This window comes from Collinsella aerofaciens (genome assembly GCF_025289055.1).
In the GTDB taxonomy this organism is placed as follows: domain Bacteria; phylum Actinomycetota; class Coriobacteriia; order Coriobacteriales; family Coriobacteriaceae; genus Collinsella.
Genome location: NZ_JAESIQ010000029.1, coordinates 1 through 21774 on the forward strand (window position 1 = coordinate 1; position 21774 = coordinate 21774).

Below are 21774 nucleotides of genomic sequence, written 5' to 3' on the forward strand. Positions count from 1 at the left end.
ATGAGTTCGGATTCATCGTGAGCTGTCTCGTGGCAATTGCCGCGGGTATAGCGGTTTCGTATACGACACCGGCAAAGAAGTAGCTCAACTAACAGGGCCTATTTGGAATCCGAATCATCCATGGAGCCGTCGATGCCGGTTTTGGTGTTGTCCTATAAGCCCCAATCAATTCATACTCCTCATCCTTGCCGAATTGCGAGTATGGCAGAATCGGCACTGGATGGCAGCGCGCTAGGCCGTGTCCGCGGAGTTACCCCCTGTTTTTATCGTAACAGTTGATTCTAGGGACGTTTCACTGTGCCCCTTTTGGCAATTTCCTGTGTCCTTTTTGGAAACTCGAGCGCCTATCTGACCGATGGGAAAGATTTAGCGAATTTAGGTGTACCACTTTGTGTTAGTTTGTATTTTAGACAGTATTTGTGATACGCTTTGTTTCAATCAGTAGTGGTACGATTTCGCTTGTTCAACGAAGGAGGTAATTGTCTATGGCAGTGGCCGAGGAGAAGAAAAGAATCCAGGTTACTCTGCCTCTCGAAATTTGGCGTGATCTCGATGACTACGCGAAGAGTCGCGGTGTAGCTAAGTCGTCTATGGCGGCGATCGCTATCGCCGAGTTTTTGGAGCGTGTTAAAGAGCAAAAATAGATATGAAAAAAGCCCCCTAACCGCCAAGTAAGAAGGGCTTCTTTCATGTTCAAATGTGGCTTTCTGGCCTGTTACCTGCAATCCTAGCACACGTATGCTTCGATTTGGGCCCCTATGTTGAAGTACTACCAAAATACTATGGCATCACTTCGGCTGATGGCTAGATAGCCTCAACGAGAGGCTAGTTTATGGATACCAAAAATTTAAAACCGGATGTGGGCGGTGGCTATCCGTGGGACACGGATAGCCACCCGTCCGGTCCCGCAAACCCGTCTGGAATGGGGACGGCGTCCGATTTCGCGAATCAGGCCGTCACAGATGCCGCCATGGCCAATAGTGAGAGTCACCGCGAGGTACTTCGCCGGGCATCGGATGAATCGTCCCGTGTCGCCCACATGGTGCAGGATATGGTCAGCGAGAAGGTCGCGATCATCAAGCCGCCATGGATGCTCGAGCTCGGTCTGCCTAGGCTCGACACCGATATTATGGGGCGGATTTGGTCGTTCCAGCGCAAGGACGTCTACAAATCAACCTGCTACATCAGCCTTGCCACCATGGCGGCTGACGTCAAGTCGGATCGCTCGAATGTTAAAAAGAGAATCGACAAGCTTGTCGAACTCGGTCTTTTGATTAAGTCGCCGCGCGGGAATAACAAATCGGTTGAGTACCGGCTCGATATGACGGCGATCGCTAAGCGCAGACTCGAAGTCGAGGAGGGCAAGAAAAAGCAACGTGCTGAGAATTCGGCGAAACGCAAAGCTCAGTGGGACGCAAAGCATTCTGCCTAGTTTGAAGGGCTATGGGTTCATACAACCCATAGCCCTATTTCTTTTCCTTACAAGCTATGGGTTAAACCAACCTACAGTCTAGCTATGGGTTGGTTTAACCCATAGCTAGACGAAAAATAATTTTATTGATAGGGGGTTAAATAACGGTTCTTCAGCAAGTCTATCGGTTAGGACAACCCATAGACTTGCTCACAGGGATCGCTGATGCTTTTCTGTGACGGTAGAGCTATGGGTTGAAAGAACCCATAGAAAATTTAAGCCACTTTTCTGGCTATGGGTTAATTCAACCCATAGAAAGCGATCGGAAAACGCTAAAAAGTACCGAAATAGTTATTTCAACCCATAGTTTGAGCCTGTGTTAACCTGGGCCAACTTATCAACTATGGGTTGTCTCACGAGACTATGGGTTGAAATAACCCATGCCAACTATGGGTTCATTTAACCCATGCACTATGGGTTGAAATAACCACAACTATGGGTTGAAATAACCACATCTATGGGTTCATACAACCCACCAAGTCTGACTAGAGTGAATTAGATTCACTTAGTCTGAGCTCAAGAGGGAAACAGAGAAATCCACCAGAAAGCATTTAATAATCGAACGATATACAAACAAGAAAAGCCATCGTCCTTGCCCTCCGCTCACTGCGTTCGCTCCGCGTCACTACCGCTCCTTGGCGCTCGCTACGCTCGCCCTCCGGTCGCCTACGGCTCCCTGCGCGTCGGCTGCGCCTCCTTGCCCTCCGTTCGGCTATGCCTCACTCCGCGTCGCCTACGGCTCCTTGGCATGGCCTTCGGCCAAAAGTGTGGGGGCTAACGCCCCAGCTCCCCGACTACGTCGCTGCCAGCCCTCAGCGCCGGCGTCGCCTTCGGCTCCCCGGGCGAACTAATCCCACTTAGTTGCAAGCCCTACAATTCGGCAATGACGCCGAATCCGTTTTCCGGTTGATCTGGATACCGACATTTGGTCAACCTCACTTCAATTACCGGCAGGGAGCTACAGAATCGAAAATAAGACGTCCTATCGGTGAGGTTCGACCGTTTTCTCACTGATAGATAAAACGGGGTCTTAAATCGGCTCTCAGTGGCCAAGGTAAAAGAAAAACGGGCACCTTTCGGTGCCCGTTAACTCAACTAGAACTCTTTTTCGGCCAGATAGCGATCGAAAAGCTCCCGAGCGATATCCGATACGGACTTGTCCTCCTCGAGCGCCACTTGCTTCAAACGTTTTCGGTAACTCTCCGGAACGTACACGGACAGCTGAACAAGCCTCTCAGATGCCCCTTCAGCGCCCTTTTTGGGGCGCCCGGCTTTCCGCACCTGAGGAGCCGGTTTCTGGGGCTCAGATGCGCTTTCAACGATTTTCTGCTGCCTCTCCTCGGCCTTCTCCGCTGCGACGTCGAAGTATGAGGTCGCCTTTTTGAACTTTGCCATTTACAGCACCTCTTCCAGCTCGTTCAGGATGTTTTCAATCGCCTGGGCGGCCTTGCCGTTTTTCGCGATCTCGTATACGGGCTTGCCCAGGGCCGCGCCCTGTTTGAATGCCGCCGCGGTCGGAACAGTGCCCAGCACGGGAAGGTCGTCGGCCTCAAGAAGCTCGAGGAATTGTCTGTCAACGGTCTGGTTCGCCGCGAAGTTGTTGACGATGATCGCGAACGACAAGTCAGGATTGGCCTCGGTGATGACCTTGATCGTGCGTTTCATGGGCTTCAGGCCCAGCGTGCCGGGCTGCACCGGGATGATTGCGATATCCGCATTCTTGGCATACTCGGCGGTGTCGTCGCTCAGGAAACCCGGCGTGTCGATGACATTCACGGCGTCCTCGTCGTCGAGCAGGTTCTTCTCGTGGTTCGCGCCGCCCTGAGGGTCGAGATTGCCGAATCCGACTTTGTGGCCGCGGCGCTCGAGACCCCAGGCGATCTCGTCGGCGAACGTCGTCTTGCCGACGCCGCCCTTCTGATTGACTAGCAGGATGTTCGTCGCCATGTCCTCCCCTTTCTGAAATAGCATAGTCATATATTAGCACATTAACGTATGACTACATTAAGTAATTCTAAGTCGCAGTTAGAAATATATGAGCATGTTAAGTAATTAGTATAGTACTACGTTACCGTGCTCATGACTGTGGGTTGGTTTAACCTACAGCCGGGCTAAAGTTGCCAAAAGGGGCACAAAGGACAATACGTTTGCGCAGTGCCGGCACAGCGACCTAGCATCGTATGCACCGGCGGAATCATCGCTGGCCTGCAAGGAGAGCATATCCACGGGCTCATGGTCGCCGGAGGCCTCGTGATACAGCACGCGCCGGGCGGCGACTGGAAGCGCATCGATTGGGATGCGCTTGCCGCCGGGCTCGACAGATACGGTTACAAGGTCGCTGATTGCGAGACGGAGACCCTTCCGACCGCCGACGCGGCGAGGCGATTACGCGAGTGGGAACGCAAGGGTAAAAACGCATCGTCACTGAATCAGTGAGTCAGTATTCTTTAGTGTTAGATGATGGATATTGAAATTAATTAGCGAGATAATGTGCATATCTCATAATGTATGCGTTTCACCATGAGAGAGGGGTCTGTCATGAGCTGGAAACCGAGAAAATGCGTTATCGCCGGTCTCGTGACAACCGGTCCTGGCAGCGGCTTGTTTGCAACTGCAATGACATCGTACCGACTTTTCACTTGCATGTTCTAAAAGGCGGTTGCCATGCTGTCGCAAAATCAATCGAGATACTTGAACACAATCGGCTTTGCCCTGCTTGCATTACTCTTTGCTAGCGACCTTTTGCTGAAACCGCCCAAGGAACTCGTTTTGCTTGCCATAGACTGCATTTCCGCCCTTTACTTTACGGCAACCCTATTCGTCGGACTAAAGGAGAGGAAAAAAGGCGCAGTTGTTGCATCTGCCGTAGGCGTGATCATAGCCATTGCATCATTCTTTATCTGACACATTGGTGATTTAGGGGCGATATCGTAGGAATACGACCGGGAGAGTCGGGACCATAGGCTCCGGTAAGAACCTTCGCCATGCCCACGCATCGAGCCCGATGATTTCCCCGCCGGACGCCCTGACGGCCACGGCCTCCGGCGTCCACGGGATCCCGTCGTCCGTGAGGCGGATGGGTGTGACGTTGCCGGCGTCCATCCGCCTTACGACCTCATCCCACTCATCGCACCAGCCCGGCTTGAGCCATTTGATGACGGTCGGACGCGAGACGCCAAGGACGCACGGGCGCGGCTCGAGCTCTAATCCATGAGGTCCCAGCTTGTAATACGTGAACATATGACTACATTAACATGGTCATGTATTAACGAACGTTATATGCTGAGCTGGATCCGCCCGTCTGTTATCTTGGCTGCTGACCGCTGAGAACATGGCCGCCGTCATCGGCAAGGATGGCGTGGAGACGGAGATTCAGGTGGGGCAGATGCGCCAAACACTGGGCAAGCCTGGCTTCGATTGGCTGTTTAATAAGCACTAACGGTTGAGTTATTGCATCATAATCGCAGCTGTAAATAGGTGACCATATGACCATGCTAACATGTGCGCACAGTTGTAGATCGGTTTAATCTGTGGCCCTTAAGCTGAAGCTGCCTCAACGAACCGTGGCTGGCGAGACGAAAAAGGGGAATCCCTTTTGCGGGATTCCCCTTTTCCGAGTCGTTATGCGATTTGCACTACATCTGCTCGCGGCGCTTCTTTTGATCGAGGAAGACGCCGGCTGCCACGAGGACGGTACCGCCGATGACGAACGTCTCGCCGATGAGTCCCGCGCGGTCGCCGGTCTGGGCGAGGCTGCCGGGCTGGGCGGTATCCGTGCCGGCGAGGTGCTTCGGGGTGTATGCCGCCTGCTGCTTTGCGGCCTCCTCCGCCTCCTGTCGTGCAATTTCATCGGAAAGCTTCTGTTCCGCTGCGATGCGGTTGGACTTCGCCAACTCGTAGGCGGCGAGTGCCGCATCATAGCCGGGCTGGAGCCCGTCCACCGCGGCCTGCTTCTCGTCCAGGATAGCCTTGGCGGGCGCGACCTTGGCACGTGCCTCGACTGCTGCGGCGAAAAGCGCGTTGAGGGCGTCATCCGCGTTCGCGTCATGACCGGAAGCGATCGCCGCGCCGGCATCGATGGAGTTCAGCTTCGACAGCTTGGCGTCTGCCTGCGCCTTTGTCTGCTCGGCGGCAGAGACCAGGGACTCGGCGGCGATGGCATCCGCCTTCGCGGCATCGAGCGCGGCCTTGGTGTCATTGACGGCCTTTACTGCATCCTGCTCACGCTGCTGTGCCTCTGCGAGCTTCGCGGCAAGACCGGTGAGGATGTCGAGGTTCGACTGTGCGCCCACAAGATCGGTCTGGGAGCCGGTGAGCTTGTCGGCGGCAACGCCGGTGTCGGCCTTTGCGGCATCGACGGCACGCTGGGCATCCGCGAGGGCGCGTGCGGTGGCGTCTGCCTTTTGCTCGGCGGCGGCGAGGACGGTCGCCTCCTCGACCTGATCGGCTGTCGCCGCGTCATGGACGCTCTTTGCGGTATCGAGCGCCTTCTTGGCGTCGGCGACGTCCTGGAAGAACTTCGCGAGGTCCGCGTTCGCATCCGTAATGCCCTGCTGCTTGGATACGGTGTCCGCTTTGGCGGAATCCAACTTAGACTGTGCGGCCGTTACGGCTGCGTTGGCGGCATCAAAGGCGACCTGCTTCTGCTGGACGGTCGACTTTGCCGTATCGACGGCTACGTTGGCGGCATCGAGGTCCGATTTCGCCGCATCAAGCTCGGTCTGGGCATCCGTGACGCCCTGCTGCTTGGCGGCGACATCAGCCTTGGCTACATCGACGGCACACTGGGCATCGGTGACATCCTGCTTCGCGGCATCGACACCTGTCTGTGCGGCATCGAAGGCATCCTGCTTCTGCTGGACGGTTGCTGCGGCGCCGGCGGCTGCCTGCTGCTTGGCTACGAGATCGGCCTTGGCTGCGTCGAGTGCGCTCTTGGCGTTCTTCAGGCCGTTGATGTAGGAGGTCAGCTTCTGCTCGTACTCGTCGACGGAGATGGCTCCGGTATTCCAGCCCGAACCGGCCCAACCGCCGTATTGCAGCGTGAGCGAGAACGTCAAACGGGTGTCATCGTTCAGACCGCATCCCATGACAGCATAGTCAGGGTTGATGATGTTCATGTAATGACCGATACGGTAGTAATCGAACTTGTCCTGGTTGGCGTACCAGAAGTCGTAGGCGTCCTTTCCGGAAAGATTCGTCGCACCAAGGGATGCTGCAGTCTTGTCAAACAGATCCTTTTCCTGATAGATCCAGGCCTTGCAGGGGTCGCGATAGCTCCAGGCAAGGTTTTCACCGACATCGAACTGCTGGGCATGCTCTACATTTTTTGTCGAATAGTTTGCATCTGCAATCGCTGCCGCAATGAGCTTATAGCTTACCTCAAGCTCGGAAAGGCCGACGGACTTACGGTAGGCGTTCACGTTCTTCATGACCGTGATGGACGAAAGCATGTTTTCAAGGCCCGTTGCGTCGAGACTGTTTCCGATCTCGGTGTAGTCTTTGTACGTGCAGTTCTGGATGATCTCGATGGCTGAATCGGCACCCATGGCCTTGAAGAAACCGATGGCTCCCTGCTTGAGCTGCGCGCCTGCGAGATCCACCTTCGTTTGTGCCTCGTCGACCTTCTGCTGGGCGGCGGTCACGGCCGCGTCTGCGGTATCCTTTGCGGTCTTGGCGTTCGCGAGCTCTACGTCTGCGGCTGCCTTGGCGGACTCGGCGTCCTTGACAGCCTGCTTCGCGGCGTCCAGCTTGGCGACGGCGTCGGCATTCGCCTGCTTGGCCGCATCGAGGTCGGCGTTCGCGGCATCGAGGGCGGACTGGGCGGCGTTCACACCGGATTCGGCATCAGCCGCGGCCTGCTGCTTCGCGGAGAGGGCCACCCGGGCATCATTCAGCTCGGTCTGCGCCGTTGCTGCAGCGGACTGCGCCTGCTCGAGCTCGGACTCGCACTGGGACTGTGTCGCCTGTGCGGCAGCGAGGGCTGCCTCCGCGTCCGCGACCTTCTGTTTTGCCGCATCGTACTCCGGGCCGCTCGCGCCTGCCTCCGCTGCAGCGAGGTCTGCTTTCGCCTTCTCGTAGGCGGCGCTGGCGGCTGCGGCCTTCGCATCCGCCGCGTCCTTGTTCTGCTGGGCTGCGGCGAGGACGGCATCGGCGGAATCCTTTGCAGACTGGGCCGCAACCAGCTTGGACTGGGCATCGGCAAGCGTCGCGTTGGCGTTGGCGAGATTGGCCTGTGCCCTGTCCACGGCAGCCTGGGCATCGCGCACGGCCTGCTCGGCGGCACTGATTGCCTCCGGGGTGGCGCTTACGGCATCGGCCTTGGCCTTATCGAGGGCATCCTTGGCATTCTGGGCCGCCTTGATGGCGGACTGGTACGCCTCGTCCTTCTCGGATGCATCCGCCTTGGCGTCTGCGAGACCCGCCTTCGCCTGCTCGAGGTCCTTGCCGGCGGCATCGGCGGCGTCCTTGCCCTCCTCGACCTGACGGGCGTACTCGTCCATTGCCGCTCGGTCGGCTGCCGTGCCGGCGCTGACTGCCGAATCGTAGGATGCCTTGGCCTGGTCGCGGGCGGAAGCCGCCTCGTTGTAGGGACCGGCGGCCTCATCGTAGGATGCCTTGGCGGCGTCCTCCTTCGCCTTCGCCTCGTCGACCGCCTTCTGCAGGTCCGCAATGGTCTGTGCGGCGGATTTTGCGCCGGTACCGGATGCCGCGCCGGCGTGGGCGGCGATCGGCGACATCACGGCGGGGTGCTGTGTGCCCCCGTCACCGGTCTGGGCGAATGCCGTGAACGGTGAGATGAGGCTCGATCCGGTCATGGCGGCCATGGTCGCCGCGGTGACGGTCAGACGCGCGATCCCCTTCGGAGCGTGAATCTTTTTGCTTGGCAGTGCGGCGAAGTGATCGCCGCCGGCAGCGAAATGCTTTCCCTGAGTCATTGTGCTGTTCCATTCCTTTTCCGTGCCCTATCCGACTGGGCATCAGAGTGCTTTCCAATAGAGATAATTATGCGCCTTAACTGGGATTATTGTATATAGTCCGTTGGCTTTTATACAACAATCCATGACTCTTTTTGTCATGGATACGACGCTTCAGAAATCATTCGGCATGAGATGCAAAGAGCTCCGCGCTGGACTCGGGTGCAGTCAGGAGCAGTTCGCCAATTTGATTGAAATGGATCGTTCCTACTACGCGAGCATTGAAGTCGGGCGGCGTAATGTCAGCCTTTCAAATCTCAAGAAGATTGCCGACGGATTTCAAATCAGCATTGCTGAACTCATGAGAGGCGTCAGCTAAATTTATCCGTCTCATAGTTCACAGTGGGTCTCGTTGATTAGTGCCTTAAGAAAATGGAAATCGTCCCAACGAACCATCGTCAATCGTCCCAACGAACAATCGTCAATCGTCCCAATAAGTCATCGTTATTTGTCCCAACGACGCAGATAGACAGTATAATTTCAAGTGGATGATTGGAGGGAAAGGCGATGGATAGGTATATAAGACGGTGCGTCGACTGCTTGGTCGAGCGCGACCTTGGCATTTTCGGTGCCGTGCTCATTCAGGGGCCGAAATGGTGTGGAAAGACAACGACAGCCCAGAGATTTGCCGAGTCATCGTTATCTCTCTCCGACCCATCTGGCGGTTTTGCGGCCCTCCAGCTCGCTCGTCTCGATCCGGCCCAGGCAATTGTCGGACCGACCCCGAGGCTTGTCGACGAATGGCAGGAGGAACCGAAGCTATGGGATGCCGTGCGATTCGAATGCGATGCCAGGGGAGGGGAGCCCGGACAGTTCATTCTCACCGGATCTGCGACGCCGCGAGCCGAGAACCAGCCGATGCACAGCGGTGTGGGTCGAATCGCCCGTTTGCGGATGGATACCATGACGCTTTTCGAGCTCGGCATTTCGTCGGGAGCGGTCTCGCTTGGGGCGCTGCTCGCCGGCGATCCCGTTGCGGCGTCACTCGGATCCATCGCCGGTATCGCCGGTATCGCGGATTTGCTCTGCCGCGGCGGTTGGCCCCAAGCGGTCGGTAAGACAACTGCCGACGCGATGCGGATAGCCGCCGCCTATATTGACGGTGTTTGCGAGTCTGACGTTTCGAGGGCGGATGGAGTGAAACGCGACCCGATTAAGGTAAGGGCCTTGCTCTCCTCGCTTGCGCGCAATGAATCGACCCTTGCCGGGATGAAGTCCATCGAAAGGGATTTGGGCGTTGACGTCTCAAAGAATACGATTACCGGTTACATGGACGCGCTGCGCCGTATCAATATCGTCGACGATGTCCCCGCGTGGCATCCGGCTCTCAGGTCGCCGGTGAAGCTGCGGCAGGGCGCGAAGCGGCACCTTGCGGACCCATCGCTCGCCGTCGCCCTCATCGGCGCGGATCCGGAGTCGTTGTCATCCGATCCGAAGACCCTTGGCTTGCTCTTCGAATCCCTTGTGCTACACGATCTCAAGGTTTACGCGGCGGTCAGCGATGCGACCGTATCCCACTACCACGACGCTGACGACCTAGAGGTCGACGCGATTGTCCATCGTCGTGACGGCTCGTGGGTTGCTGTTGAGGTCAAGCTTGGGAGCCCCCAAGTCCCAGAGGCAGTGGAAAATCTGCTTCGACTCGAGCGAAAGCTGGTCGATCGCGGGGAGAGGCCGCCTGCGGCGAAACTCATCGTCATCGGGTTTGGTATGCCGGCTTACGTAACTAGCGAAGGCATCGTTGTTGCTCCGGTCGATACGCTCGGAATCTAAAGCTATTTGCATTTCCAGAAATCCTCTAGAAGGTGCCTGGAGGATTTCTGGAAACAACCGGTATTTTGATCTGGGCTAAGAAAGGTTGCGGGTCCAAATTCCGTGCTGCGTGGAGCCGGTGATTTTGTTCAGGAACTCGCGCTGCTCCTCGGTTGCGAGGATGTAGGTAGAGCAGCCACTGAGCATCTGGTCGACGTCTGTGATTCCGGACGCCTCCCATCCCAAGATGCTGACGGCCTTGAGCGTCAGGCAGTTGAGGAACATGTAGGACGTGTTCTCGACGTTCGAGGCGTCAAGACGGTCGAGATCAAAAAGCTCCGTGACGCTTGAGCATCCCCTGAACATGCCCTCCAGGGTCGTGCAATCCGATGTATCGAGTTTCGATAGGTCGATTGGGTCAGACCGTCGAACAGGTATCTACCGCTCTCTGGATCCCAGGTATCCAGGACAACGACCTCACGGATTCGATTCCTGTAGGAATACCACGGTTGCTTTCCGCATTCGTCCGTGTGTGTACGGATGAATGCGGGGTTCGATACCCCGGCGGCCTGATCGGCAGGCCGACGGGAACTCTCACTCCTCGATAAAAGCCGGCGCTCGGTTAGTTCTGCGCATCTTGAAATCGTCAGTTTCGTGGGAGACGTAGAGGATGCCGTCCATCCCATCTCGCGATGCATATGAAAGGTGAACAGAACCGCAATCCGCTCCATCATTGTCGAGAAGATCGAACGAATTCGGATCGCTCGTTGCGGCCAAACGACCACTCAGACAAGAGCCATCGTCATTACAGATTTGCCATTCCATGTCTTCGCCTGCAAGAATCGCCATAGACGTCCTGGTCGCGCCATCGTTGACATACATCCCGTCTATGCCAAAACCGTTTTCAGCGCCATCAATAAACGATTGCTCGGACCTATACTTCGCAAATGATGCACATAGCACCATTGCAAGACAAAGTGCAAAGCCAACAATAACGATCTTTACGTAGCTCTTGGCTGTCATGCCATCCCTCTTTTCGCTTGCCTAAAGAAATGCGGAAGAAGCTGTTCGTCGCGGCTTGTTTGTACGCCTTTCTGCCCCGGTTCGGTTGCTTAGGTTACTTGAGAGATCCTATATATGATGATTACCCATATGCGTAATATGAATTTCGAACATGTCGAAATCAATCAATGGTTGCGGGAGTTTCCGACCTCAGCGAAATGCCGCCCTATACCCACAGAATCAGACGGGTTTGACATGTGCTAATGGACGCTAATGGCACTTGGTCGGCAACGGTCTTAGCCCATCGGCCCCAACAGTGTCTCCTTCTGTCCGCCGCGGGCCAGGAGCACGGCGGTGGCGCCGTGCCGCGGCAGCTGGACGACCGCGTCGTCGACCGTGGCGATTACACTCGCGACGGCACGCCTCGCTAGTTTGCCTCGCCCTATTGGCCCCAGCGCGTTGCAGTTCAATCAGCTGTTACAATTACCCACCCACAAAAAGCCCATCTAGCAGGTGCTTTGCTGTTATAGAGTCCTGGAAAGAAAGGGCTGAACCGAAGTGTCTGGCCGAACGCCAATTGTCTGGGAACTGCTTCGGATTCGACCCTCTTTAGCTTTTGCCCACTCGGTGGACTTCGGGCTTAATGCTTAGGGGCGGGGATTTACCAAAGTGAAATTTCAATGGAAAGAAACCCAGCTGCAACAATTGCCCTGGTGAGGGCCCGAATTGGCCATATAGATCTAAAATAGTCACGATATACAAATGTCGAGAGACGTTGGGGATATAGATGAAAAGAACTAAGGGTTTTCTTTTGTTGGTAATGATGCTGCTCGGACTGTTCTGCCTGGGTGGCCCTTCTTGGGCCGAGGCTGCCTGTCCTGAAGGTGAGCCTCAGCAGTCTTATACGGGCAGCCTGCTGATAACTGCTAAGGAGGGCGATGCCGACTCTCAGTCTGGGGTAAATCCCCTTGCCACTTTTGAGGGGGACGGCGGAACGGTCAAGCTTGACCATATTGGTAGCGGGATTTTGAGGTGGCAAGTTCTTCCGGACAAAATTGCGAACGATCCCTTCTCTTTTGCTGGAACGATATATCTATACAAGGTTGTGAGCGGAAAACAAAAATACGTCGATTGCTATCCGACAAACGGGTCTGGAATTGCATTCACCGGCATTTCGGGGCAGATTGATACACATGTACGAAAGGGAACCTATGTGGTGCGTTGGGTTGGAGCTGCTGCAGGCCCGATATGGCTTGCGGTCTTGCGCCCCGATGTCCAAATAGGTTTCTCTCTCTAGACGGGAAGTTGCTCATGGACGCCATATATGACGGAGATGACTGGGTCGATCATTATACTTGGCGCCTGGTCGGCTCGGATGACAATGGGGATGTGGTGTTTGATGGACTATGTCCAAAGCATCTCCATCCTTTTGTCTCGTCGTTAATTGAGAGTTCCGCTCGTGTTGCCCCCTACAGCTCGGCGTCGCTTCATGATACGGACGTTTTGAAGACCATAAGGGAATCAATTGACGATGGCACGATGAGCGGCCCGCTGTTTTCTCGGCTTGTGGGGCTAGATGCGATTGGCTCGAAACGACTGCTTGCGGGCGAAAAAGTGGAACTCACTTATCGGTCGATGATTTCAATCCTGCGGCTAGCCGATGTTCTTCGCAAATAAATGAGGCTTCCATGGCCATGCAGCGGTCTAGTACTCCTTTACGGGATGCTCCTCGCCGAATCCACCGTCGATGCCGAAGCGGCACAGTCTGTCGATTGCTCGAAGATGCTCGTCAATAGCAGCTGCAATTTTGGTGTCGATCTCGCTGTCATGGTCGTTGAGGCCGCGAACTGCCTCGTCGGCGGCCATAAAGGCCTTGATGGCCCGTGCGAGCTGGTTCTTAAAAGCATCAACCTCCTCAACTGCGGCAGATCGGTCTGCTATCTCGCGTTCGAGTCGTTGAACGATTTCCTGTGTGTTGCTCATGCTATTCCTTTCCCTCGGGTGTTTTACCTAATATATCGCCCTGTGCGGACACGATTCTCGCTCACGACACGGCGGTAGCAAATATCACAAAGTCGCAGGTAGACGACTCAACAGGATTCGATTTACGGGGCGATTGAACCTAGGGTGGTGGGATGTTCGCGACACCCATTTTCTGTGTCGTAAAACGCATCTGGTGAGGTCGTTTTTTCGGCCTTGACCTGCGTGGCGGCACTTTGTGGTGCTTTGGGTGTGCCCTTAAGCAGTGTTTGCATCTACCAGCGCGCGAAACATTTCGACGGTAATTCGTGAAACAAATTGCGGAACTATCGCTCCAACGGGTGCTGCTGCCGCTCAACGCGAGCGGTCAGCTTGGCCCCGCAAACGGCTACTCGCCCTTCATGGCCATACAGATGGCCACCTCCTGCTGGATGCGATCGAGATCGAGCGGCAGCGCAACCGGATGATGCGTCAGACGATGGGATTTCGACATGCAGTTGTTGATGCGCACAACGGAGAGCTTGTTGCCGTGATGCGCAGTCCCGATGATGCCTATGACTACTGCGACTATTTTGCCACGGCTCGTCGGGACGCCACTGTTCTCGATTTGTGGCTGAGATTTAAAACATCTCGCCTGTTTCAATGCGTTTTTTGGGTTTATAACTGTTCGCTTTTTCGGTTATGTCGCAGTTCACTAGTTCATTCATTACGTTCTTCATATCGTCTGTAAGTCAGTTATGCTGCGGTTACACAGCTCTGTTGTTGCGTTTTGTCGTAATTCAGCAATGGCATAGCCGGAGCTCGCCCGCAAGTGTCGTACGCTGCCGTACAAAACTGCGTTTCGGCCGTCCGCGTACTGCCAAGGCTCTGCCCTAGTACCCGGCGCCTGCGACGGTTGTTCATATCTGAACTGCGACACAGCCGAACAAAGCAATTGCGACACTACGTAACTGTGTAATTGCTGAACTACGTGATAACGACAAAACTGAAAAACGTAACTGTTGAATTGCAGAACAATGAGCTAACGCCGCGAGTGCCGGGTACTAGGGCAGAGCTCTAGCGTGCGCCGCTTGCGGCGGTACGCTGCCGGGCATTTTGTACGGCAGCGTACGACTCTTGCGGACAGATTTCAGGGCCGAATAGTCCGATGTTCAATAGTTCTGTTATTACATGGTTACATAGTGCGGCTATTCCGCTTTGTCGTTATTGCGTTATGTCGCATTGTCGATATTGCGTAGTTCGGTTTTTCACTTTTTACGCCGTTCACTTATTCATTTGTTACATAGTGCTGCTATTCCGTGGCGTCACTTTTATGCCCACCGCGTGCGTATTCGACGGTGTGGGCAGCGTCTCCGAACACCTCGACTGCTGCCGCCACGAATTGCGGTGTGGTGCGCCTCGGGATATAGAAAGTTTTGTTACCGAACACGATTGCGATCCAGGCGTTACGGTAGATGAATTGATATGCCGCCTCTCTTGAGCGCTTACCGCAGCATTCCTCTGCAATCTCGTCGATCTGCCAGAGATGACCGAAGCCGACGATATATTCGGCGATGTACGCGCTCGTCTTGATTCGTACGCGCCGCGGGCGGCGGTATGGAGCATAGCTGCTTTTCCCGGGGTCCGCTTTAACGGGCACGGAATAGACCTCGGCTCGAGCCTTTTCGGCGACCACGCGCCGCGCATCATCGAGGCTATAACGCTTGCACAGGCGCTCGCCGTCGTCGGTCGAGCACTTCACGGTGATTGACTTGATATGCGGCGCCAGATACTTGTACATCCATGCTCGCGACGCGCCGAACTCCCACCGCAGATCTTCAATACTCAAGAACTCATCCATCTTCTGACCTCGATTTTCTGCCGATAAACGAGAAATCCCGCAAGAGACGCATACTTGTACCCCCATCGTAAATGTGTGTACAAATCTGCCGCCGACCCGGGCGGTTCGGCGCTTGCCAGGGCTCCGCCCTTGGACCGGGGAAGGATACTCGCGCGCCTTGTTATTACGATAACGGACAAGGGGGAAAAGGAGCCAGTTCTCAAATTATTACGATAAAAGACACAGATACGGCGGCGTGCGCGGTGGTGCCTACGGGAGATTATTACGATAACGGACGCAGCGGCAAACCATGAATCGCGCCCCTGAGACGGTGCAAAATGGCCTTGTGAGGCCATTTTGCACGCCAGCTTCGTTCAACGTCAGACATTCAAGATGTCAGACGTTGAACCTGCGTCAAAGACGCAGCTGGGGCTGCTAGTTGCCTACAATCGCTCGCGTTACTCGCTTGTCCCACGCGTAGATGTCCGACAGTGCCGTCAGACATTGTCAAGCCAATGCTTCACAGGGATTTTTACAGAATTCGTATCATTCTCGCTGCCAACCCTCTTGTACATCAAACCCTTAAAGTTCATGAAGGAGCAGAAGCATGTATGTTGATGTATAGGACTCGATCCTATACAAAGATATCGGTATATCTCCATTGCAAGCGCAGTTCCCACGAGACTGTTCGTAAAACAAATTGATCCCTTTGGCACGGGCATGTGGACTATGTTTTCTTCAGCTTGTTGGAGGAAAGAGAGATAGGATTTCATATCGTTCTTCTTTTCGAGAATAGGCCCAATTTCCCCATCAGCTACTCCAACAGCACAAAATGCACAGGGAATGTCCTTTTCTATACATGCTTCAAGAACTATTGACCTGGGATTGACCCCTTCCCCACAGTCTGCAGCGCAAACAAGCATTGAAGTCCTCGAAGGAACGCAACGCATGAGATCTTCGGCAGAGCGGACGTAAGACGCAACTGGATTAAGCGAAAGATCCGGATAGCGATTGACGAGTGTTTTGGAAACTGCCTCTACTTTTGCTTCTCCTATTTCGTCGGGACCAACAAGAAACTGACGATTTACGTTTGACCTCTCAACTCGATCCCCGTCGATTAATGTAAAATGCCGAACTCCAGCAGCAGCCAAATGCTCCACCACCACCTGCCCTATGCCGCCCATACCAACGATGGCAAGATGAACGGCACCGATTTGCTTAAGTAACGTCAGCGGAGCGTCGGAATAATAAGACAAAAAGCGAGCTGTCCTCGAGCGGGGTGATTCCAGCTCGTATTCTTCAGTTTCTAGAAAACCAAGTTCGTTGAGCCTTAGCAAGAATCGTTGCTCGCGAGATTCAAGGCTCGTCTCATCTATCATATTTTGTTTGGCGAGCTGTTCAAAAAGATTCGTACTCAAATCAGAGATTTTGACCCTCACTCGCGATTTTAATCCTTGCAATATAAGTTCGTTGGAATCTCTCCTGATATAAGCACTATCGTTCCAATAGAACATTTAATATCCTTTCCCTCAAGCCTTCTTCTGGAAAAGTGTTTCGCATGAAGAAGGCGCTGGAGAGTCGTCCGATCGGCAGAAAACACGCAGCCTCGCCAAACAGTTCGACGGCTCTCTCGTTAAACTCCTGGCGCGAAATCATGCCAGAAAAATACCTGCTCAAAACCGATAAATACTTTTGGAGACGCATTCGGTTGCCCAAGCCCGTCAGTAGTGCGAGTTGATAGTAGATAAAAATAGGGTCATTGAAAGTATTCGGAATTAAAAGCAGGTGCACATCCGCCTGATCCGATTGAGGAGAGAAATAATCACTCGACATGAGCTTTGGATAATACCTGCCTGACGATGATAATTGAAGCGCTATAAGTTTTACAATCTTTTTATTGGGGTAGTATTTGTCGCATGAAATTGATAATTTCGCAGTTATCTCTCTTTGTTCATCGGATTTATTCACGCCGTAATCGAAGGAGGGGTCTTTCAGTTTCGGCGACAGAAGTCTTCTGATTGCCTCTGTGTCAACGAGAGAGAGGATGTTCCTACGTCCTTCTTCGTCAGTGAAATAGGGAGAGTGCTTGTTTGAAAAAACGATAAAAGCCTCTATGCCAGATAATCCATGGTGCAGCCGCGCGCTCTTGCAATAGCGCTCAATTAATAAGGGCATGTTTGTATTACAGCTTGCCATGGTTCTTCCGAGAAGAAAACACAAGACGTCAATCCATCTATTCTCGATGCGCTTTATCGTCATAGTCTGAGTGCACGCAGCGCTGCTCAGTTTGACTTCCTGCCTTCCGATTCGCGTAACAGAAAAATCATTGACACAAAAATAGTGAGAAGAGAGGAGATGTAAAAATGGTCCCACCCTTCCTCCGGTCCGGAATGCAATGGACAGCGACTTTGCATGATTGCTTAGCGAATAGCAGTGACCATCAATTACATCTATTCTCAAAAAGAAAGTCTTTAGAAAGCCGCTGCAATTGTGATGGACGTAGTCAAGCTTCCTCCCCAACTCGACAATATGCTCATTATCATGTCGACTTGTAAACCTAATCGTCCTGTCATCATATTCAACTTCGAAAAAAGGGGAATGAGGGCATCCCGATGCATCGAGTATTACTGGAACCCCGGCGATACGCTGAATGATTTGTGACGAATAGTCATGTCCATCAAGAAGGCTCGACGCTTCGGGCAGCTCGTCAATCGATATATCAATTCTTGGAGACATGTATTCCTACCATTTTTAAAGAAACAACGGCGGTAATTGCTATCGCGATTGCGCCAATAACACCGAGCGCTATCTGAATGGGATATAACCCCAACACATATCCAAATATGGAGAAAAACATTGCAGAAAAGAGAGCCCTTACCAGAGACGCGACGGAAAGGATCGTCGCGCGGAGATCGTCCGCTATCGCGTCTTGGATTAAGTTTTCCGAAGTGATGTACACCACTTCTGGGAGAAAACAAAGCACCATGCTAAGGCCAAACAAACACAGCGGATTTGAAGCGAACCACGGAAGAATCATGAAAAGACCGGCCTCGATTAGCATCGAGCCGAGCATGGTATTTCTTTTCCCGAAACGCGATGAGAAGAAATCTGCTGCAATGTAGGCCGTCGCATTTACTGCATAGGATGCACCGAAAAAGATTCCTATTATGGAGACGGGAGCATCAAATGCGTCGAATACCAACTGATTCAAGTTGTAATAACTCCCATAGAATCCATCGAGCATGCTTGTGCCGATTAGAAGAAGCAACACCGCAAAAGCGGATTCTCCAATGCACCAGGTTTCGCGTCTGAAGACCTTGGCTACGTCAAACCTTTCCTCCCCAGAGTTTTTGGAATGGGTCGTTTCCATCCTCTCAATGGGATACAGAAGGAAAAGCTGCAGGAGATAGAAAACGGAAACGCATACGTAGAGGGCACTCCAAGATACTTGGGCAATGAATGATCCAAGTACGATTGCCACTCCCGTCGCGATTGATTGCGCGGCAAGCAGCCGAGCGTTGATGGTGAGGAAGCGCTCTCCTTGACCGGCATTTCGGGCAATTTCATATAAAAGTGCTTGTTCGGATCCCGATTGAAGGGAGTAGGCGAGTGCCTCAACAAGGGAAAGCGCGACGAGAAAGGGGCCTGAGAGCAACAGCATGCCAGCCGTATGGAAGAAAAGCAGCAGCACGCCCACTTGAATCGAGAACTTCTTTCCAAAGAAATCGCCTATCAGCCCTGTTGGCAGCTCGAGGACGACCGTTGCAATGTTAAACAGGGCTTGATAAAGCGCGATTTCCGTGACAGACATTCCTTTCTCCGCAAGGAAAAGTAGAAACACTCCCCGATTTAAAACAAATCCCGCGAGAACGAAAAAGGCGGAATAGATGTGCAGCTGCGCAGTGGCATTCTTATTCATTTGGCACTCCTAACGACTATTTTTGTCGGGGTGCTCGCCACTGATTCGAAGCCTGAAATGTTCATAGTCTCAATGAAGAGCTGATAAAGCTTTTGAACAGGGTATCGATAGAATAGGACATCCTGCGCTCTTTCTTCTCGACGAACTATTGCCAGCCGGTCGATTTCGAAACAAGAAACCGCATAATACACACCAGCTTGATCTAGAGTTGCCGTATAGCTTTCTGCAACGGCAAATGCATCACGATCGCGACACATTTCAAAAATATCTTCAATGCTTCTACCATCTCGATGAATCATAAGGTAGGTTGCGAATTTAAAATGGTTTATCAAATCAAAATACGTATCGGCACGCGCGAGCACGTCAAGAATGTCGTAATTTTCATTTCTGACTGTGTACAGATGATTGAAATGAAGAGGTGACAGGCTGTTTGGGTCAATTCCGGCAGCAAGTAAATCTAAGTAATACTGAGATTCTTTTACGATGATATAATCCTCTTTATTCACCCCTTGAGCAACATCAGTAAGAGGCTCTGGGCTCATATAGGAAAAGTCAACGTTTGACATAAAACTGGTCGACGCGACTTCTTGAGCAAGGGCAAGGGTGTCGAGTACTTCGGAATATGTTTCTTCTGGAAAACCGATGATAAAATTGGTTTCGAATCTCATGCCAGAGGAAATGATGGATTTTACGGTAGGAATTACTTTTTTAAGATTCAAGTTTTTCCGGCAGATTCGCTGTATTCTTTGCGAGCCAGTTTCCAAGCCAACAAATACGGAGATACATCCGGTTGCCTTAAGTAGGCCAATGATCTCGGGAGTTATCGTATCGATTCGTCCCTCACAGTTGTATTTGAAATCATAATTCATTGCATATTTTTTGACTGCAAATTCAAAGAAGTACTTGTGCGATGCTAAAAAGTTATCATGATTATAGTTAATTGAAGAAAGAGTGCCGGTTTTTGCCATGCAATCGTAGACACGCTGCGAGGTTTCGAGCAGTTTGTCGACATTAAGAAATCGCGCTTTCTGACCGAGAAGCACTCTGGATGAGCAATAGTAGCAATTAAACGGGCAACCTCTACCTGCCTCAATGTTGACCACGTTCATGCCGTATGAATTGGAGTAGTCGAGTTCCGGAAGGTTGTTAATGTCGTATTCAATCAACTCGCATAATCCAGAATCCCCGGTTTTAGAAATCGAATTTTTAGGTAAATCGCCCTGAGCGCCGCAAGCAATATATTCGAGTAGAAGCGGGAGGGTTTCTTCCCCATCAAAGATCGATAGAAAGTCAACCTCGGGACAATCCTGAAAAACCATTTCTCGAAGTGAAGTGATCTGGGGACCACCAAATATGATAACCGATTCGGGATGCGCCCGTTTAATAATCTTCGCTATCATGATGCCCCAGATATAAGAGGCGTTCATGATCGAAACACCAAAAACATGGGAGTCGATTGCTTTTATTTCGTCGGAGAACCACCGATAGATTTCTTTTGAAAAAGTCTTTTCTTCTTCGAGGAACTTACGCTGAAAGTCAATAACGTGAGTTGAAAATCCCGCTGCTTCAGAAACGGCCCTTAGATTCAAGATGGCCAGATTATCAACAAGGGTCTTCCTGTAGTGATTCACCGGATTGATCAGAGTGAAATCAACCTTCAACTTGAGCTCCTTTCTTTCGGGCGAATAGGAATCGCCTCCGTCACATTGAACGGAGGCGATTGTGTTATCAGACCTTAGCAGCGGCGCTGTATAACCTGATCAACATCAATGTCGAAGTCCAGAAGTTCTTCAACAGTGATCTCGATGTCGGAAGCCGATTTATCGCTGGCCAGCTCGATTTCCTCTTTCTCCATTTTCGTCACCTCCTTTTCATGTATGAGTTAAAAAACTAGTGGCTTTCTGGAAACAGCCAGGATCAATGCTAAACGATGATTTTAGATTCAACGTCGGGACCGGTTGTTTTTATGAATATGATGCCAATGCACGAACAAAAGCAGTTAGCCTTTTCAGCACTGTTGCGGCTTATGCAATCACATGAGTCCTAGGCCCTTTCGACACCACCTGTATTGCGAATCAGCACCGCTGTCTTCCTGACCGAATATTGCCGTCAGGCACCGCTATTAAATGCATCTCCAGGCATCCCGTTACACTCGCGCCGCCATGCGGTCGACTGAACGAGGAGGTTTCACATAGACGCGATCTGGGCCGACATGGGAGAGGCCATCATGCGGCAGTGCTGCAGATGGAGCGCTAGCAATAAAAGGGCACAAGGACCAGCGTCTGCCCAGATGCCAACACATGATAACGGCGGTGCTGTTACGCGATATTCAGCAGTGTTTAAGCTAGCGGATACTCAATCACGCGCATAGCAGGAGTAACAGCACAGGTGTTCCTATAGTTTTGTCAACCGGGGAATGCCGTTCGCGAGATTGAATCGCGAAATGCTGACGCCAGGCCTTTCGACCGGCGGACTCCAGTCTGTTCGGAGTGCTGCGTTTCGACTAGGCGGCTTAGGGCACCCTGTCCCGCATGATCGCGTAGGTGACCTTCAACCTCTTTCGCGCCAGCGTTTTGAGCGCCTTGCCGTGCGGCATGCCCCGTTCTCGGCACCTGGCGTAGTAGTCGCTCCATCTTCCCTCTGTCCGGGTAAGGTCGTTGCACGAGAATATGAGCAGGTTCTTCAGCCTTTTGTTGCCTTGGCGCGATGCCGTCACCGAGGAGATCGAGGTCCCCGCCTGGCAGTTGCGCGGCGCCAGGCCGCAGTACGACGCGAGCCTGTCGTGGCTTGACTCGTCATGTTTAATCTGTTTCGTTAACTGAAATACGAAAATCTGGTTAATCGAAAAAGCAAAATC

General features: G+C 52.8%; 21 protein-coding genes. 7 read left to right on the top strand and 14 right to left on the bottom strand.

Features of this window, described 5'->3' with window-relative positions:
* Positions 1–485: 485 nt before the first annotated feature.
* Both JMJ97_RS08595 and JMJ97_RS08600 read left to right on the top strand, forming a co-directional pair.
* Entirely contained in the window at positions 486–644 is a 159-nt protein-coding gene (locus JMJ97_RS08595) for a ribbon-helix-helix domain-containing protein (protein WP_082421961.1), read from the top strand.
* A gap of 188 nt (positions 645–832) precedes the next feature.
* Complete coding sequence (locus JMJ97_RS08600) at positions 833–1432, top strand: helix-turn-helix domain-containing protein (RefSeq protein ID WP_055287556.1); 600 nt, start codon at positions 833–835, stop codon at positions 1430–1432.
* Between the two features lie 1134 nt (positions 1433–2566).
* Here JMJ97_RS08600 and JMJ97_RS08605 read toward each other — a convergent pair.
* The 3 genes from JMJ97_RS08605 to JMJ97_RS09690 all read right to left on the bottom strand — a co-directional run bounded on the left by JMJ97_RS08605 (position 2567) and on the right by JMJ97_RS09690 (position 3691).
* The gene (locus JMJ97_RS08605) at positions 2567–2866 is read right to left on the bottom strand and encodes a ribbon-helix-helix protein, CopG family (RefSeq protein ID WP_217108483.1); all 300 of its coding nucleotides are present in this window, start codon (positions 2864–2866) and stop codon (positions 2567–2569) included.
* Complete coding sequence (locus JMJ97_RS08610) at positions 2867–3418, bottom strand: ParA family protein (RefSeq protein WP_055287551.1); 552 nt, start codon at positions 3416–3418, stop codon at positions 2867–2869.
* 153 nt (positions 3419–3571) lie between these two features.
* On the bottom strand, positions 3572–3691 hold the full coding sequence (locus JMJ97_RS09690; RefSeq protein ID WP_422110718.1) for a restriction endonuclease, SacI family: 120 nt from the start codon (positions 3689–3691) through the stop codon (positions 3572–3574).
* A gap of 444 nt (positions 3692–4135) precedes the next feature.
* Here JMJ97_RS09690 and JMJ97_RS08615 point away from each other — a divergent pair, with 444 nt between their 5' ends.
* Positions 4136–4375 (top strand): hypothetical protein, encoded by a 240-nt coding sequence (locus tag JMJ97_RS08615; protein WP_260699930.1) that lies wholly within the window; start codon positions 4136–4138, stop codon positions 4373–4375.
* Positions 4376–4387: 12 nt separating this feature from the next.
* Here JMJ97_RS08615 and JMJ97_RS08620 read toward each other — a convergent pair whose 3' ends face one another.
* Complete coding sequence (locus JMJ97_RS08620) at positions 4388–4711, bottom strand: hypothetical protein (protein ID WP_260699931.1); 324 nt, start codon at positions 4709–4711, stop codon at positions 4388–4390.
* 395 nt (positions 4712–5106) lie between these two features.
* A complete protein-coding gene (locus tag JMJ97_RS08625) occupies positions 5107–8406 on the bottom strand; it encodes a CAP domain-containing protein (protein WP_260699932.1) in 3300 nt (1099 codons plus the stop codon).
* Between the two features lie 139 nt (positions 8407–8545).
* Between JMJ97_RS08625 and JMJ97_RS08630 the strand changes: the two genes are divergently transcribed.
* Together JMJ97_RS08630 and JMJ97_RS08635 are read left to right on the top strand one after the other, a co-directional pair.
* Positions 8546–8764 (top strand): helix-turn-helix domain-containing protein, encoded by a 219-nt coding sequence (locus tag JMJ97_RS08630; protein ID WP_260699934.1) that lies wholly within the window; start codon positions 8546–8548, stop codon positions 8762–8764.
* 188 nt (positions 8765–8952) lie between these two features.
* Positions 8953–10218 (top strand): ATP-binding protein, encoded by a 1266-nt coding sequence (locus JMJ97_RS08635; protein ID WP_260699935.1) that lies wholly within the window; start codon positions 8953–8955, stop codon positions 10216–10218.
* Positions 10219–10293: 75 nt separating this feature from the next.
* Here JMJ97_RS08635 and JMJ97_RS08640 read toward each other — a convergent pair whose 3' ends face one another.
* Positions 10294–10635, bottom strand: coding sequence for a BspA family leucine-rich repeat surface protein (locus JMJ97_RS08640; RefSeq protein WP_334199553.1), 342 nt, complete (start codon positions 10633–10635; stop codon positions 10294–10296).
* Between the two features lie 156 nt (positions 10636–10791).
* Positions 10792–11220 (bottom strand): hypothetical protein, encoded by a 429-nt coding sequence (locus tag JMJ97_RS08645; RefSeq protein WP_260699936.1) that lies wholly within the window; start codon positions 11218–11220, stop codon positions 10792–10794.
* 766 nt (positions 11221–11986) lie between these two features.
* On the opposite strand from JMJ97_RS08645, the gene JMJ97_RS08650 reads away from it, so the two are divergent.
* Both JMJ97_RS08650 and JMJ97_RS08655 read left to right on the top strand, forming a co-directional pair.
* Positions 11987–12496 (top strand): hypothetical protein, encoded by a 510-nt coding sequence (locus JMJ97_RS08650; RefSeq protein ID WP_238057836.1) that lies wholly within the window; start codon positions 11987–11989, stop codon positions 12494–12496.
* A gap of 14 nt (positions 12497–12510) precedes the next feature.
* Entirely contained in the window at positions 12511–12876 is a 366-nt protein-coding gene (locus tag JMJ97_RS08655) for a hypothetical protein (RefSeq protein ID WP_260699938.1), read from the top strand.
* A 27-nt stretch (positions 12877–12903) separates the two neighbouring features.
* Here the strand turns inward: JMJ97_RS08655 and JMJ97_RS08660 are convergent, their stop codons facing one another.
* The 7 genes from JMJ97_RS08660 to JMJ97_RS08690 all read right to left on the bottom strand — a co-directional run bounded on the left by JMJ97_RS08660 (position 12904) and on the right by JMJ97_RS08690 (position 21759).
* Positions 12904–13182 carry a hypothetical protein gene (locus JMJ97_RS08660; protein ID WP_260699939.1) on the bottom strand — a complete coding sequence of 93 codons (279 nt, stop codon included), beginning with the start codon at positions 13180–13182 and terminating at the stop codon, positions 12904–12906.
* Positions 13183–14470: 1288 nt separating this feature from the next.
* On the bottom strand, positions 14471–15019 hold the full coding sequence (locus JMJ97_RS08665; RefSeq protein ID WP_238057832.1) for a hypothetical protein: 549 nt from the start codon (positions 15017–15019) through the stop codon (positions 14471–14473).
* Positions 15020–15495: 476 nt separating this feature from the next.
* Entirely contained in the window at positions 15496–16512 is a 1017-nt protein-coding gene (locus tag JMJ97_RS08670; protein WP_260699941.1) for a ThiF family adenylyltransferase, read from the bottom strand.
* The gene (locus JMJ97_RS08675) at positions 16493–17734 is read right to left on the bottom strand and encodes a hypothetical protein (protein ID WP_260699943.1); all 1242 of its coding nucleotides are present in this window, start codon (positions 17732–17734) and stop codon (positions 16493–16495) included. The genes JMJ97_RS08670 and JMJ97_RS08675 overlap by 20 nt, the downstream gene beginning before the upstream one ends.
* Positions 17718–18917 (bottom strand): MFS transporter, encoded by a 1200-nt coding sequence (locus JMJ97_RS08680; protein ID WP_195622436.1) that lies wholly within the window; start codon positions 18915–18917, stop codon positions 17718–17720. The genes JMJ97_RS08675 and JMJ97_RS08680 overlap by 17 nt, the downstream gene beginning before the upstream one ends.
* The gene (locus tag JMJ97_RS08685; protein WP_260699945.1) at positions 18914–20578 is read right to left on the bottom strand and encodes a B12-binding domain-containing radical SAM protein; all 1665 of its coding nucleotides are present in this window, start codon (positions 20576–20578) and stop codon (positions 18914–18916) included. Before JMJ97_RS08685 ends, JMJ97_RS08680 begins: the two co-directional genes overlap by 4 nt.
* A gap of 851 nt (positions 20579–21429) precedes the next feature.
* A complete protein-coding gene (locus JMJ97_RS08690) occupies positions 21430–21759 on the bottom strand; it encodes a transposase (protein ID WP_324252745.1) in 330 nt (109 codons plus the stop codon).
* Between the last annotated feature and the right edge of the window lie 15 nt (positions 21760–21774).